The organism is Acinetobacter sp. GN11 (genome assembly GCF_054823985.1).
The window spans coordinates 1-13402 of the sequence record NZ_JRVL01000092.1 but is presented as its reverse complement, the minus strand read 5'-3'; the positions used below and the strand labels follow the sequence as shown (position 1 = coordinate 13402).

Below are 13402 nucleotides of genomic sequence, written 5' to 3'. Positions count from 1 at the left end.
TATTCAGCCACAAGTGTTACGTTTAATTGATGATAACCAAAACTATCAGGCGCTTGAACGTCGTAGCCTACGCTATCAACGCAGCAGTGCGACAGAACAGTTTGATACCATTACCCAAGTCAAGGCAGAGCGCCGATTACAACCGACTTCGGTTCATGTGCAACGCTGGCAAGCTGATGCGCTGCAACAAGAAGAAGGTAGTGGCAGCGTACAAGGCACACAAAAGCACAGTGAACACTATGACAATGCGAGCCTAAACCTTGAAGATGCATGGCATGTTAGCCCCGCTTGGATGCAAGACTTAAACGGTGAAGACCAAGCCACTGCTTCAGGCAATAACCAGATTGAACAGCTTAACCAGCACATTAATGCTTATCATCATCTGAGTTCGAAACAATTTACCGTTTCAGGTAACGTCCGTGATGCACAGGTGGGTTACTGGTTTGAACTGAATGATCACCCAGAACTCGACCAGCATGACAGTGCTGATAAAGAGTTTTTAATCTTAAGCAAGCACTACTGTAACCAGAATAATTTACCGAAAGAATTACAACAGCAACTTGAGCGTCTGTTGCCAAAAGACAAACTCAAGGCCACCCAACTCGACAGCCAAAATCCTGAGCAGCGCCACTTTGCTGAGCTGAATGTCGTTCGACGCAACATTAAAGCTGTCCCTGAATATAGCCCGCTAGAACACCGACCAGCAGCTTACCCACAGCGCGCTAGAGTGGTGGGATTAGAGGGTGAAAGCATTCATGTTGACCAGTGGGGGCGCATTAAAGTCCGCTTCCTGTTTACCCGAGCTGATGACCATAGTCATGATGGTGGAGCAGGAAGTAATGAAAATGACACCGACTCGGCTTGGGTCGACGTACTCACACCTTGGGCGGGCGCAGGTTATGGTGCACGCTTCTTGCCACGTGTTGGTGAAATCGTTGTGATCGATTTCTTTGACGGTAACATTGACCGTCCATTTGTGGTGGGTCGAATTCACGAAGCCGAACGTCACCCGACCCAGTTTGACCAGAAAGGCCAGCTACCTGACACCAAAAAACTGAGCGGCATTCGCTCAGAAGAAGTTGATGGTAAGGGCTTTAACCAACTACGTTTTGATGACACCACGGGACAAATCAGTGCTCAGCTACAAAGCAGCCATGCGGCAAGCCAGCTCAACTTGGGTAACTTAAGCCATCCAAAAGACAAGGCAGAGAGCGAAGGCCGTGGAGAAGGTTTCGAGCTACGAACTGACCAATGGGGTGCGGTGCGAGCGGGCAGTGGTTTACTCCTTAGTACCCACAAACAGGACCAAGCTCAAGGCGTACACCTTGATGCAAATGAAGCCAAAAAACAAATCGAAGGTGGCCTCAACAATGCCAAGGCGCTCAGTGAGGTTGCTAAAAACCAGCAAACTGACCCGTTAGAAAATTTAGAAAACTTAAAATCCTTTATTGAAAAACTCGAGCAACAAGACAACGCAAAAGCCAAAACTTTCAAAGATGCAATTATGCTGCTGGCGAGTCCAAATAGCATCGCGCTGAGCAGTAATGAAGACATTCACTTAAGCGCAGATGGGCAGCTAAACCAAACTGCTGGAGACAGCATTAACCTGTCTACTCAAAAGAATCTGATTGCACACGCCCAAAACAAGATCAGCCTTTTTGCAGCCCAAGAAGGCGCAAGACTATATGCTGGTAAAGGCAAAGTTGAGATACAAGCACAAGGTGATGGAGCAGATTTAATTGCCCGTAAAGCTGTTCAGGTGATTTCGACCGAAGACAAAATTGAGGCCACAGCAGCCAAAGAAATTGTACTCACCGCAGGCGGCTCTCAAGTCAAAATTACTGGTTCAGGCATTTTTATGACTACAAGCGGCAAGTTTGAAGTGAAGGCGGGGCAGCATTTGTTTATGGGGGGCGGGAGTGTGAATGCTAATGTTCCTGCGTTGCCTGTATTAGGAGAAATTAATAAATATAACTTGAGATATTTTTTGCAAGATAAAGATGGTAATAACTTTGCTAATCATAACTATGTCGCTTTCTTACCTAATGGAGATATTGTAGAAGGCCGTACGGATGATAAGGGATATACAGATCTATTTAAATCCTACCAACCAGAAGAGATATCGCTTCATTTATTTAAAGATGAAAAAATTGATATAGAGTAAAATAATAATGGCAAAGTATTATCCGTATGTTGTTTTGGAAACAAATGTAAAACCTAGCTTATTAAAGTATAGGTTGTACGTTTACAATACCGTAAAAAATAAAGCAGAAACTTCTATACTTTTTACAAGTAATGAATTCAAAAAAGTTGGAAAGAGCCTTTATCAAACAAGATCGGCTGAAATAGATGGTAGTAAATTAGGTATTGAAAATATAAGAGACTGTGTAATTATTTTTGACTTATATCGATTAAGTATCAGTGGAAAAGAATCTTTAGTATTAAATAATTATATTGTGCCAGATAAGGTCGAATCTTATCCTTCAGCAAATTTTAGCCAAAATACTAAGATACCTAAAGTAAAATATAACGAAGCAACTTACATAACTAAGGTTGTTAAAGAGGTTAAGTCTAAAAATACATTCCAGCTAAATTTGAGCAGAGATAGAGTTTTTCAATGTATAGATCAAGGGTGTAGACCTGGGGAGGCGAAAGATCCATTTTCAAAAATAAAAATTGAAGCTGGTTTACAAGCTCGTTTGAACGAACCTCTACCAAATCAGGACTTGGCTTCGTTATGTGGTCCGGCAGTCTACTTCTTTTGTCTTATTAATCTCAGTCCTAATAATTATAAGCTTGCAGTTAAACAATTGTGGGAAACAGGAGTGACTAGAATAGGTGAATTAGAAATAAAGCCTGCTAAAGATGGATGTGTGCGTGTAAAAAATTTCTATATCAAAGATTCTCCTAAAATCCCTCCAATTGATTGGATCACATTAGCTAGTTTAAGAGAGTCAGAAAATATTGCATTACATTTAAAAGACCCTAGCCAAGAAGTTCCGGGTATAACTTTATGGACAGAGGTAACTAATTGGTTTAAGAAAAGCGGTTTTAAAGGAGTGGAAACATTTTCCTTCTCTATAACTGGATTTTCTCCTAGTTTAGTTGATCAGCTTAATAAATATATAGAGTCTGGGTTTTATGTAGTTACTTTAATATCTGCAAGCATATTGAGTAATGGTTTTAGTTCGGGAACACGGAACTTACCTGATCATTGGGTAGTTTGGACAGACAAGCTAAGAGAAGCTAATGGGAATCCTATTACAAAGGAATTAGACCCTGACCAAACTTTAGTATCATTGAAACTGTTTTCATGGGGAGAAAATAGGCAAAGATTAGGGAAGAATATTTCTTACACTAATTTCTGCAAGAATATTTTTTTTGCAATAGTTGTTAAAAGAGAGAGTTTTTAATGAAGCTTTATAAATTTTCAATAATTCTAAGTTTTTTTATGTTAACTGGATGTGGTCATAAGTATGATATTTCTCCCAATAAGTTACCTGATGCCCATGTTGGAAAGTCATATACACAGTTTATTGAAATTACAGGAGGTAAAGTTTCTGAACAACATTTTGAATTAACTTCTAATATCCCAGAGAATCAGGAGATTAAAATTACTCCCGTAGATGATATAGATGGATACAATCATATAAAAATTGATGGAATTCCAAAATATAAAGGGAAATATGAAATTGTAATTAATGCATATTTCTATGGGCGAGGCGATGACAAGCTAAATAAAACCTATGAATTTGTAGTTAAAGAATAAAAAGACATGTTTCGATATATTTTATTGGCAATGATTCTTAATGGTTGTAGCAACTATGATGTACAACCAAAGGAACTCGCTTTAGCTCATGTCAATGAAGTATATTCCCAGAATATAAAAATTACGGGCGGAAAAGTAGTGGATAAGTACTTTGAAATAGAAACTAATATGCCTGATGATTTAGGATTGAAAATTCAACCGAACAATGATACTAGCGGTTTTAATGATTTCTCAATTAAAGGTATTCCCAAATATAAAGGTGAATATACAATAAATATTTCAACAGGTTTTTATGGCGGTGGTAGTGATGAACTGAATAAAAAATATAAATTAATTATTGTAGAATAATATGGATGTATAAATATTTTTTAATAATTTTATCGATTTTATTTTCAGGTTGTAATCACGAATATACAATTGAGCCTGATAGTCTTCCCGTAGCCTATGTAGGAAAAGCATATAATCAGCAATTGAACATATCAGGTGGTAGAGTGATACCATATTCTTTTGAAGTTGAAACTAATTTCCCTAGTGATATGAATATCTCTATTAGCCCAATAGATGAAAATGAAGCGGATGCTTATAATAATTTAAAAATTTCTGGAGTTCCAAAATATAAGGGAACTTTTACGATTCATATATATGCGGGTTTTTATGCTAGTGGGGATGGAAAGTTAGATAAGACCTATGAATTTATTGTAAATGAATAAGATATTTAACCATATGATTTTATTTGGTTTAAATAAGAGATAAGTATGAAAAAGAATTTATTAATTACCGTACTAATTTTACTTTTCATCATACAGTCCTTAATAAACTATTCCTTCTGGAAAAGTACAAAAACACCCGAAATTCATGTTCTAGAAAAACCTTTGCGGATAGCATCAAATTTCGATAATTATGCACCATATACAATTCTTCCAGCGGGGACAGTTTTATATGATGATAGTGATTCTTTAAACAGAAGAGTTATGGTTTATTTCAACTTGCAAGGTGTTGATTTTAAGTTTGAAGAACAAGATCCAGAAATATCTAAACAACCAAGTGAAGTACGCTCTATTAGAAGCACAGAGCTAAGTGATATTTTAAAAACTATTCCTTTAACTAAGAAAGATATTTATTTAATCATTAAACATGATGACAGTATAAATGACTCTGTACGCTCTATTTTATTTAAAAAATACAAAATTGATCCTTCAGAGTATGAGAAATAGTTAAATAATTTTGCGGTATATAAGCATAAATTTAAAAAGTAGAAGAAGCGTAATTTATTACGCTTCTTCTGTCATAAGAAATAATTTTATGCAGCTTGAATTGCTTCTCCACAAAGAGAAACAGTTTCTTGTTTACGTTGATGTAAGTACCAGAACTGCTCTGCAATGGTTTCGGGATGTACTGTGTACGTTTTATCTTGAGCGCCTGATGCCCCATCAACAAAACCATTCACAATCACTTGGCTCACGTAAACATTTGAGTCAGCGAGACTATGAGCAAGTAAGTTGGTGGTTTTATATTGGGCGGCAGCAGTAATTGCTAATGATGAATATTCTTTGGCAACTAAATCTATTCCGACCGCATCGAACGCGAAAATTCCATTTGTCGACAAAATGCTGCCATGATTTTTTTCTAAATCACGTAGGCAAGCCTGTACCGTAGCAATATAGCTCGAAACGCGAATATGAAAGCTTTTGGTGAGCTCCACTGGAGGGGTTTCTAATATGTTGCCTTCAATATCATGGAAAGCATTCCAATGAATATTTTTAATCTCTCCTAATTGATCTTTAATACGTTTAATAAGATTTGGTATATTTTCAAGAACGGCTAAATCACATGTAAAAGCGTAAGCTTCAATACCATGTGTTTTAAGTTCTAAAATGGCCTTTTCGAGTTTTTCGGCATTTCGTGCCACTAACCCGATTTTATAGCCTTCTTTACCAAATTTATGTGCTACGGCTTTAGAAATACCTGTTCCATAACCAAAGATTATAATATTGTTGTTCATTATAAAGTTCCAAAAACCAATTATTTGGTTAGAAATAGTTTATAATATGTTTTTATAATGTATTCAAGCGAAAAAGTTATCTATAAAAAATAATACTGAAAGAGCAAAACAAAAAATCTTAAAAGCAGTAATGAGTAAGTTTGGTTTGAATGATCCAGATGGGACAACGATTGATAAAATAACTTTTAATTTGACTTATTTATCTTCATATCATAAATTAATTGGAACGATCGTTCCTGTTAAGGCTACTTATGCGAACAAAAGAATTTGAAACTGATGAAATTGCTGATGCAGCCATGCATGTTTTTTGGCGTCATGGATATGCAGCGACTTCAGTTCAAGACTTAGTTGAAGGTACAGGATTATCTAGAAGTAGCCTTTACAGTACTTTTGAAAGTAAGCAAGGGCTTTATCAAAAAGCATTACAACGTTATGAACTTTTAACTACACTTAATAATGTGAAGTTGTTGTCTGGTTCAGGCTCGCCAAAAGCACTGATTCGGCAATTACTGATTAATGCAGTTGAAGATGAGCTAAATGATGCAGAACACAAAGGCTGTCTAGTCGCAAATGCTTGTTTAGAGTTGTCTGGTCATGATGAAGATGTCACTCAATTTGTTGTAAGTAACCTACAGAAACTACAGCATGCTTTAGAGAGTTTATTAATTAAAGCTCAACAATCTGGTGAAATTGCTTCTACCCAAAACCCACGTGCGTTAGCAAGTTTCTTTCTAAATACTATGCAAGGTTTGCGTGTTTTAGGCAAAGGCAGCCCGCTTGAACAAAGAAAGCAATGCTTAATGGATGTGGTCGAGATTGCTTTAAACGTTTTATAAAATTCATTTAAACCTTAACTATTGTTGAGCTGAATAGTTAAGGTTTTTATTTAATTTAAATTGGAATGATCGTTCCATAATAATTTTTAGTACACATGGAGAACAAATGTCTTCCTATCCTAACGTTGTAAAACAAGCGTATAGCTATGCAGAGCATGGTAAGTACGTTAAAAAAGAATTTGAGAGTAAAGCTTTATGAATATTAAGAGTGATGAAACATCTCATCAGTTAAGTGAAGAGTTCTCTGCTCAATTACCGATTTGGAAACTGTTGGCTTTTACTGTTGCAGGTTTTCTAACCATTATGACAGAAACCATGCCAGCAGGGCTTTTGCCCCAAATCAGTCAAGGGCTAAATATTTCAGAGGCATACGCAGGGCAGCTTATAGCAGTGTATGCCTTAGGTTCGGTTTTAGCGGCAATACCTCTTATTAGTTTTACCCGTAGTTGGAATCGGAGACCTTTGTTACTCAGTGCGATTGCAGGGTTACTTTTATTTAATGCGATTACTGCCTTATCAAATGATTATATTTTGACTTTGATTGCTCGTTTCATTGCAGGTATGGCGGCGGGCGTTATATGGGGGCTTTTAGCGGGTTATGTAAGGCGCATGGTCCCAGCATCTTATCAAGGTCGAGCTTTAGCAATTGCTGGGGTTGGGCAGCCAATTGCTTTATCGATTGGTGTTCCTTTAGGTGCGTGGTTGGGAACGCTGTTTGAGTGGCGTGGCGTATTTTGGATAATGTCTTTACTGGCATTGATTTTATTTGTCTGGATTCGTTTTAGTATTCCTGATTTTGCGGGACAGTCAGCACAAAAAAGGTTGCCCATTTTAAAAGTTCTTTTAATGCCCGGCATTAGAGCTGTTTTAGCAGTTGTATTCCTTTGGATATTAGCCCATAGCATTCTTTATACTTATATTTCGCCTTTCTTAGTTTCAACAGGGCAGGCATACAAAGTCGAGACGATACTTTTTGTATTTGGTATTTCTTCAATTGTAGGCATTCTCATTACAGGTATGTTTATCGATCGATCATTAAGAAAAATAACGCTTTTAAGCTTATTTGTATTTGCAATGGCAACAGCGCTCTTAGGTTTTTATAGTTCTTCAAGTTTTGTCGTACTGGCGGGTGTAGTGTTATGGGGAGTAACTTTTGGTGGGGCTCCAACACTATTACAAACAGCTCTGGCAAATACTGCGGGTCATGAAGCAGATGTAGCGCAGTCTATGCTGGTCACTATGTTTAACCTTGCTATCGCATTTGGTGGAATGGTTGGCGGGGGATTACTTGAAAGTCTTGGCGCAGCGTCTTTTCCATGGTTTATGCTGGTTTTTGCCCTGATCGCGTTATGTACCGTTTACCATGCCCGGAAACATGGTTTCATTTCTTCATAAAAGATTTTGCCCTTCATGGTTAAAAAGTGAAGGGTGATTTACTTTTATAGTCTGATGTACTGTCACTCAAAATAACTAATGATTTGGTAAAATAAACCGTAAAAAACAAATAAAGTGGAATTTAAATTTAACTAATTATTGTGAAATGGAAATATATTCTTTTTAATTTAAATTATCGCGTAAAAATTCCCAAAAATATTTAAAATTAGCTGTTCTTAGAAAAACAATCCCGCAGGGTGCTGGCTAAACTATATCTCAAGGGTGTGATAGGGATCGAAAAGAGTAGCATGCACCAAAACGTATAACGTTAGTGTGTACTCACCCAAAAGGTCTCGATTCGGCTTAGGACGCTATAGATCAAAAGTTTATAGGCATAAGGTTCTAACTTACAAAGTTATGATTGTTGAAGTAAACCATAGATGGTTTCCCTTGACACCCTAAAAAATTCTCTATAATAAAAAAGATACTTTACAAGAATATAATTCATGAATAAGCCTTATCTTTCTGCCTTGCCACATGACAGCCAAATCTCATCTCAATTGAACAATGCTTACTTCCACGACTCGTGGAGTATTGTGCTTGGTCAACCCGACTTGAATGTATTTGGGCAGCTCATTAAATTGTTCCAACATACTCCGCATTGGATAGAGTGGAGCATGAATGTGCGTAATAAAATTACTTCAAAGATTGGACTTAAAGATTTAGGAAGTTTTAAGCAAATTGATTCGAATAAAAAAGAAAATGAATATGTAGCTGGCGACCGAATTGGAATTTTTACCTTGCTACAACGTACCGAAAATGAGTTAGTCATTGGAGATGATGATAAGCATTTGAATGTGACTTTATCTATTTATAAGAATGAAGATACTCAAGTGCTTACAGTGACCACAGTGGTACATATTAAAAACTTACTTGGGCGTCTTTACATGGTGCCTGTAATTCCTGCCCATCGAAAAATAGTGCCAGCGACTTTACAGATATTAGGTTAGAGTACTATTTTTATTTACGATGCAATCAGCAAAAATCGTTTATATACTAATCTTATTATCATAATAACGAGCTGAATAATATGGAAAATAAAAACCATTGTCGCCAATGCGCCGTTTGTAGAAAGAATTTTCCCTTAAAAGATCTGGTCTCTGGTGAAGTCATTCGAGATGTAATTGGTGAAGAAATCTTGAAAGATTATCCGGAGTGGTCTTTTTCAAGCTTTATTTGTCGCGCTGATTTGGCGGACTACCGCATTAAATATGTGCAATCACTATTGCGTTCAGAAAAGGGTGAGTTAACAACTTTGGAGAATGAAGTGATTGGCAGTATGCAACGGCATGAACTGATTACTCGTAATACAGAGACAGAGTTCGATCAAAATTGGACTTTGGGTGAAAAACTGGCAGATAAAATAGCTTCATTTGGTGGAAGCTGGGTCTTTCTAACTTTTTTTGGGTTATTTTTAGTGGTTTGGATCCTTTTTAATACCGTAGTGATGGTAGTACGTCCAGTCGATCCTTATCCTTTTATTTTGCTTAATCTGGTTTTGTCGTGCTTAGCTGCAATTCAGGCACCTGTCATTATGATGAGTCAAAATCGTCAAGAGGCAAAAGATCGCTTACGTTCTCAACATGACTATCAGATTAATTTAAAAGCGGAACTTGAGATTCGACATCTCCATGAAAAAATGGATCATCTTTTATCGCATCAATGGGAAAGACTTGCACATATTCAAGAAATTCAGCTCGATCTTTTATCTGAAATGAATAAAAACGGTAAAAAATAAACCCGAGTTTCACGTGGAACATGAATAAAGCGTTATAGATTATTTTGCGGTAGGTCTGAAATTTCTTTATGATCTGCCGCCATGCTCCATTGCTGTTTCTACGACCATGCCTTTAAACGACAACTTTGTTTACACTCCACCACAAGATCCGCTTTCAATTCTATTTGAAGATGACGATTTGATTGTGGTTGATAAACCTGCGGGGTTATTGTCGGTAATGGGGCGTTTACCTGAGCATCATGACAGCGCTTATTTACGGGTGCTAAAAAAATTCCCTTTGGCTAAGGTCACGCATCGTTTAGATATGGCGACGTCGGGCCTACTCATGTTTGCCAAGCATCGCGATGCAGAAGTTGCGGTAAGTAAAATGTTTCAGGCCAGAACAGTCAAAAAACATTATATTGCTTTGGTGCAAGGCCAAGTCGCAGAAGAGGGTAGTGTTGAAGTTCCACTCATTACCGACTGGGAAAATCGCCCAAGACAAATTGTACATTTTGAACTAGGCAAACACGCTAAAACCTTGTTTCAGCCTTTGGTTTATGACGCTCAAACAGATCAAAGTCGTGTCTTACTCGAGCCAGTAACAGGGCGTTCGCATCAGCTACGTGTGCACATGATGCATATTGGTCATCCGATTATGGGTGACAAGTTGTATCACCCTGAACCGAAACGTTTTCATTTAAACCGAATGGCTTTACATGCTGCATATTTGGCTTTTCAGCATCCATTGAAAGGCACAGATGTGGTCATTGAATCGCAAATACCTTTTTAAAATTTATATACAATTAAAAATTCAATTTGGTGCAATTGGGAACGCAATATATACCCAAATTGCAATAAAAGTCGGGTATTCTTGATGTCGAATAATATTAATATGGCGACAACAACAAGGATCATTTTATGACTCGCGACTACGAACAATTTCCAGATGATGATAACGGCAATGTACTTTGGCAAATGGCTGAAGATGGGGATGATTTAACCGATTTGCATGAAATTGAATTTTCTATTGCTTTTCAAGATCAAAAAAATGCAGAGCAATGTTCGCTCTATTTGCTTTACCAAGAACAAAAAGTTTCACTTTTCCAAGATGACTCTGTTGAGCCAAATGAATGGGTGATTACGGTCTTTGTCAATATGGAACCAGAGTATTCAGATATTGTTGATTTGGAACAATGGTTTACCAGCATCGCTGAAAAATTTCAGGGCGAATATGATGGATGGGGCTGTATGGCCTATGTCTTTGATGAAGATGACGAAGAAGATGACCTGTTACAGTAAGGTCTAAAATAAAGAGCTGGAGATAATCATGAACTTATCTCAAAAACAAATTGCAGTAAGGTTTTTAGAGCTTGCCGCAGCTGGCGAAGTCGATGAAGCCTACAGCAATTATACTGCTCCGAATTTCAAGCATCACAACCCTTATTATGCGGGTGATGCGACTTCTTTAAAGGAAGGAATGCGTGAAAGCGCGGCTGAAACGCCAAACAAAGTCTTTGAAGTTCAACATGTCATTGAAGATGGTGATTTGGTCGCTGTGCATTCTAAAATTGAAATGCAAATGAACGGGTTAACAACCTTGGCAGTGGTTCACATTTGTCGTTTCGAAAATGGGAAAATTGCTGAGTTTTGGGACATTGGGCAAATACAGCCCGATCCACTCATCAATGAAAACGGTATGTTTTAATGAAAAGCCCGAAAGTTTTCGGGCTTTTTTATTTTATAGATGAATTAAAATTTCCACTGTGCCGAAATAATGATTTTGCTTTAAGTATTATAATTAACTTGGAGTTTTGGGTTTTTCATTGAAAAAATTAGCCCAAATATAATCATCATAGCACCTATATAACCAGTCAATCCCAGAGAATCACCAAAAATAATGAAGGCAAAAAGTGTTGAAAAAAGAGGGTCACTTGTTTCAATTATTTGTACTTTACTTGCTTCTCCATCTTTAACTGCCTTTGTAGTAAAATAAAATCCTCCAATAGTTGGGAGTAATATGAGAGCTATAACAAAAATAATTGAAGTACCAGTAGGATATTTAAATCCTTCATATAAAAGAGGAAATATTAAATATATACTGCCAAATCCAAAAAGCCAAACAAGTTGCGGAAGTCCACTTCCGATTTTAAAAAATTTGGCCATGAAAATAAATAGAGCGTAACCTAAACCGCCAAGAAGAGCAAAAACAATCCCTAAACTACTTCCTGTAATATCTTTCTCAAATAAAAAAATTATATACACACCAAATAGAATAAACAAAAATGCTAAAATCTTGTATATATTTATTCTTTCCTTTAGTAGTACTGCTGCCATGAGTATAGTTATTCCTCCAGCAGCATAAGTAAGAAATGAAACTAATGGGATAGAAGCTTTATGAAATGCCTGGGTTTCAAAAAAATAGAGACAAAAAATTCCAAGAAAACCTAATATTGCAAACTTAAAAAAGGAGTTTTTTAACTCTAAAGTTTGTTTACGCAGTTGTCTATTTGATAAACAATATATAAGTATTAATGAAAAGGCTCCAAAACATTTCCAAAATGCTAAAGTATTTGGTGTTAGCCCATTATTAAAACCAAATCGTGTAAAAATACCAATTGAACCATTTAATATCGCAGCAATTAACGCAAAAAATTCAGCTCTATTTAACTTATTGAGCATATTCAAGACCATTTTGCTTAGGTGAAGAAAATCTTCTGTTGTTTAGGATGTACTTTAAAAGGCTAGTACGATTAGAGGCACAAGATGAAAAAATTCCACCCCAGTAATCATCCCAATCTCGAAAAGCTGGATCTTCACGTAATATTTCTGTCGCTTTTTTTAAGTTCCAATGTGGAATGGCCGGATAAAGATGGTGAGTTAGATGTAAATAATCAGCGTGCATACCAATGAAAAATCTTTCTGTCCATCCTGCATATCTATTACGTGAATAAAATTTTGGAGAATTGGTTACTTCCATCATTGGATAGTGTTCGGATAACTCGCTAAACCATCCAATAATTGGATGTATCACTAAAAAAGGAATCCACCAAAAAAGAATTAGTTCTTTAAGCCATCCTGTAGTAAAAGCAATCACAATAATAGAAAGATGAAATATTATTATCATAGTTGCTTCTGGACGTTCCTTATCACTTTTAAAAGCTGTGATAAAACGATCTTTAATTAAATATCGTATATAGTAAGGAATAATTGAACCTAATAAAGGCTTTATAAAAAATTTTTTAAGAAAATTGCTACGGCTTTGTGTTTCATAAACGCCTTGCTCCAACATATACACTAAATCTGGGTCTATAGAATTATCACCAATTCGGGGATGATGATTTAATGCATGAGTACTGCGATATGTTCCGTAAGATTGTAATATTGTCCATCCACAAAATATCCTGCCAATACTTATATTTAAAATCCGCGATTTAAAAAGAGTGGTATGAGCTGCTTCATGAAGTAAACTTGCGAGAGCTCGCTGTCTGGAGCCAATAATAAGAATTGTTAAAGGATAGAGAAATGGAGAAATATATGAAAGATAAATAGCAAAAATAATCCATGCAAAATCCAGAAATATTGAAATAAATCCATGAAAATTATCTTTAGAATTTAATTTTTTTAATCTAGTAATTTGTTCA

The 13402-nt window shown here is 36.5% G+C and carries 16 protein-coding genes; 13 read left to right on the top strand and 3 right to left on the bottom strand.

Going from position 1 to position 13402, the window contains the following annotated elements:
- The 6 genes from NL42_RS10015 to NL42_RS09990 form a co-directional block, all read left to right on the top strand.
- The coding region (locus NL42_RS10015) for a DUF2345 domain-containing protein (protein WP_461312634.1) at nucleotides 1–2164 on the top strand (2164 nt) is incomplete at its 5' end.
- Between the two features lie 7 nt (nucleotides 2165–2171).
- Nucleotides 2172–3413 carry a hypothetical protein gene (locus tag NL42_RS10010; protein WP_461312633.1) on the top strand — a complete coding sequence of 414 codons (1242 nt, stop codon included), beginning with the start codon at nucleotides 2172–2174 and terminating at the stop codon, nucleotides 3411–3413.
- A gap of 38 nt (nucleotides 3414–3451) precedes the next feature.
- Entirely contained in the window at nucleotides 3452–3769 is a 318-nt protein-coding gene (locus tag NL42_RS10005) for a hypothetical protein (protein ID WP_423779019.1), read from the top strand.
- Between the two features lie 6 nt (nucleotides 3770–3775).
- On the top strand, nucleotides 3776–4117 hold the full coding sequence (locus NL42_RS10000; RefSeq protein ID WP_461312632.1) for a hypothetical protein: 342 nt from the start codon (nucleotides 3776–3778) through the stop codon (nucleotides 4115–4117).
- A 5-nt stretch (nucleotides 4118–4122) separates the two neighbouring features.
- Nucleotides 4123–4479 (top strand): hypothetical protein, encoded by a 357-nt coding sequence (locus tag NL42_RS09995; protein WP_461312631.1) that lies wholly within the window; start codon nucleotides 4123–4125, stop codon nucleotides 4477–4479.
- Between the two features lie 45 nt (nucleotides 4480–4524).
- Nucleotides 4525–4983 carry a hypothetical protein gene (locus NL42_RS09990; RefSeq protein WP_461312630.1) on the top strand — a complete coding sequence of 153 codons (459 nt, stop codon included), beginning with the start codon at nucleotides 4525–4527 and terminating at the stop codon, nucleotides 4981–4983.
- An 86-nt stretch (nucleotides 4984–5069) separates the two neighbouring features.
- On the opposite strand, the gene NL42_RS09985 is transcribed toward NL42_RS09990, so the two are convergent.
- The gene (locus NL42_RS09985; RefSeq protein WP_461312629.1) at nucleotides 5070–5771 is read right to left on the bottom strand and encodes an SDR family NAD(P)-dependent oxidoreductase; all 702 of its coding nucleotides are present in this window, start codon (nucleotides 5769–5771) and stop codon (nucleotides 5070–5072) included.
- 251 nt (nucleotides 5772–6022) lie between these two features.
- Between NL42_RS09985 and NL42_RS09980 the strand changes: the two genes are divergently transcribed.
- From NL42_RS09980 to NL42_RS09950, 7 genes are all read left to right on the top strand, one after another.
- Nucleotides 6023–6607, top strand: a complete 585-nt coding sequence (locus NL42_RS09980) for a TetR/AcrR family transcriptional regulator (protein ID WP_461312628.1) — start codon at nucleotides 6023–6025, stop codon at nucleotides 6605–6607.
- Between the two features lie 195 nt (nucleotides 6608–6802).
- On the top strand, nucleotides 6803–8002 hold the full coding sequence (locus NL42_RS09975; protein WP_461312627.1) for an MFS transporter: 1200 nt from the start codon (nucleotides 6803–6805) through the stop codon (nucleotides 8000–8002).
- Nucleotides 8003–8487: 485 nt separating this feature from the next.
- Nucleotides 8488–8991: a DUF2867 domain-containing protein gene (locus NL42_RS09970; protein ID WP_461312626.1), complete on the top strand. Its 504-nt coding sequence runs from the start codon at nucleotides 8488–8490 to the stop codon at nucleotides 8989–8991.
- Between the two features lie 80 nt (nucleotides 8992–9071).
- Complete coding sequence (locus NL42_RS09965; RefSeq protein WP_461312625.1) at nucleotides 9072–9779, top strand: DUF1003 domain-containing protein; 708 nt, start codon at nucleotides 9072–9074, stop codon at nucleotides 9777–9779.
- A gap of 106 nt (nucleotides 9780–9885) precedes the next feature.
- A complete protein-coding gene (locus NL42_RS09960; protein WP_461312624.1) occupies nucleotides 9886–10551 on the top strand; it encodes an RluA family pseudouridine synthase in 666 nt (221 codons plus the stop codon).
- Nucleotides 10552–10679: 128 nt separating this feature from the next.
- Nucleotides 10680–11060, top strand: a complete 381-nt coding sequence (locus NL42_RS09955) for a ribonuclease E inhibitor RraB (RefSeq protein ID WP_199991078.1) — start codon at nucleotides 10680–10682, stop codon at nucleotides 11058–11060.
- A 28-nt stretch (nucleotides 11061–11088) separates the two neighbouring features.
- Nucleotides 11089–11466, top strand: a complete 378-nt coding sequence (locus NL42_RS09950; protein ID WP_461312623.1) for a nuclear transport factor 2 family protein — start codon at nucleotides 11089–11091, stop codon at nucleotides 11464–11466.
- An 80-nt stretch (nucleotides 11467–11546) separates the two neighbouring features.
- On the opposite strand, the gene NL42_RS09945 is transcribed toward NL42_RS09950, so the two are convergent.
- A complete protein-coding gene (locus NL42_RS09945; RefSeq protein ID WP_132072344.1) occupies nucleotides 11547–12440 on the bottom strand; it encodes a DMT family transporter in 894 nt (297 codons plus the stop codon).
- Nucleotides 12430–13402, bottom strand: a 973-nt coding sequence (locus NL42_RS09940; protein WP_461312622.1) for a fatty acid desaturase, incomplete at its 5' end; no start/stop codon positions are given. The genes NL42_RS09945 and NL42_RS09940, both read right to left, overlap by 11 nt.

Coding starts and splice junctions, on each gene's coding strand:
- NL42_RS10010 (WP_461312633.1), top strand. CDS start 2,172: ATGGCAAAGTATTATCCGTATGTTGTTTTGGAAACAAATGTAAAACCT.
- NL42_RS10005 (WP_423779019.1), top strand. CDS start 3,452: ATGTTAACTGGATGTGGTCATAAGTATGATATTTCTCCCAATAAGTTA.
- NL42_RS10000 (WP_461312632.1), top strand. CDS start 3,776: ATGTTTCGATATATTTTATTGGCAATGATTCTTAATGGTTGTAGCAAC.
- NL42_RS09995 (WP_461312631.1), top strand. CDS start 4,123: ATGTATAAATATTTTTTAATAATTTTATCGATTTTATTTTCAGGTTGT.
- NL42_RS09990 (WP_461312630.1), top strand. CDS start 4,525: ATGAAAAAGAATTTATTAATTACCGTACTAATTTTACTTTTCATCATA.
- NL42_RS09985 (WP_461312629.1), bottom strand. CDS start 5,771: ATGAACAACAATATTATAATCTTTGGTTATGGAACAGGTATTTCTAAA.
- NL42_RS09980 (WP_461312628.1), top strand. CDS start 6,023: ATGCGAACAAAAGAATTTGAAACTGATGAAATTGCTGATGCAGCCATG.
- NL42_RS09975 (WP_461312627.1), top strand. CDS start 6,803: ATGAATATTAAGAGTGATGAAACATCTCATCAGTTAAGTGAAGAGTTC.
- NL42_RS09970 (WP_461312626.1), top strand. CDS start 8,488: ATGAATAAGCCTTATCTTTCTGCCTTGCCACATGACAGCCAAATCTCA.
- NL42_RS09965 (WP_461312625.1), top strand. CDS start 9,072: ATGGAAAATAAAAACCATTGTCGCCAATGCGCCGTTTGTAGAAAGAAT.
- NL42_RS09960 (WP_461312624.1), top strand. CDS start 9,886: ATGCCTTTAAACGACAACTTTGTTTACACTCCACCACAAGATCCGCTT.
- NL42_RS09955 (WP_199991078.1), top strand. CDS start 10,680: ATGACTCGCGACTACGAACAATTTCCAGATGATGATAACGGCAATGTA.
- NL42_RS09950 (WP_461312623.1), top strand. CDS start 11,089: ATGAACTTATCTCAAAAACAAATTGCAGTAAGGTTTTTAGAGCTTGCC.
- NL42_RS09945 (WP_132072344.1), bottom strand. CDS start 12,440: ATGCTCAATAAGTTAAATAGAGCTGAATTTTTTGCGTTAATTGCTGCG.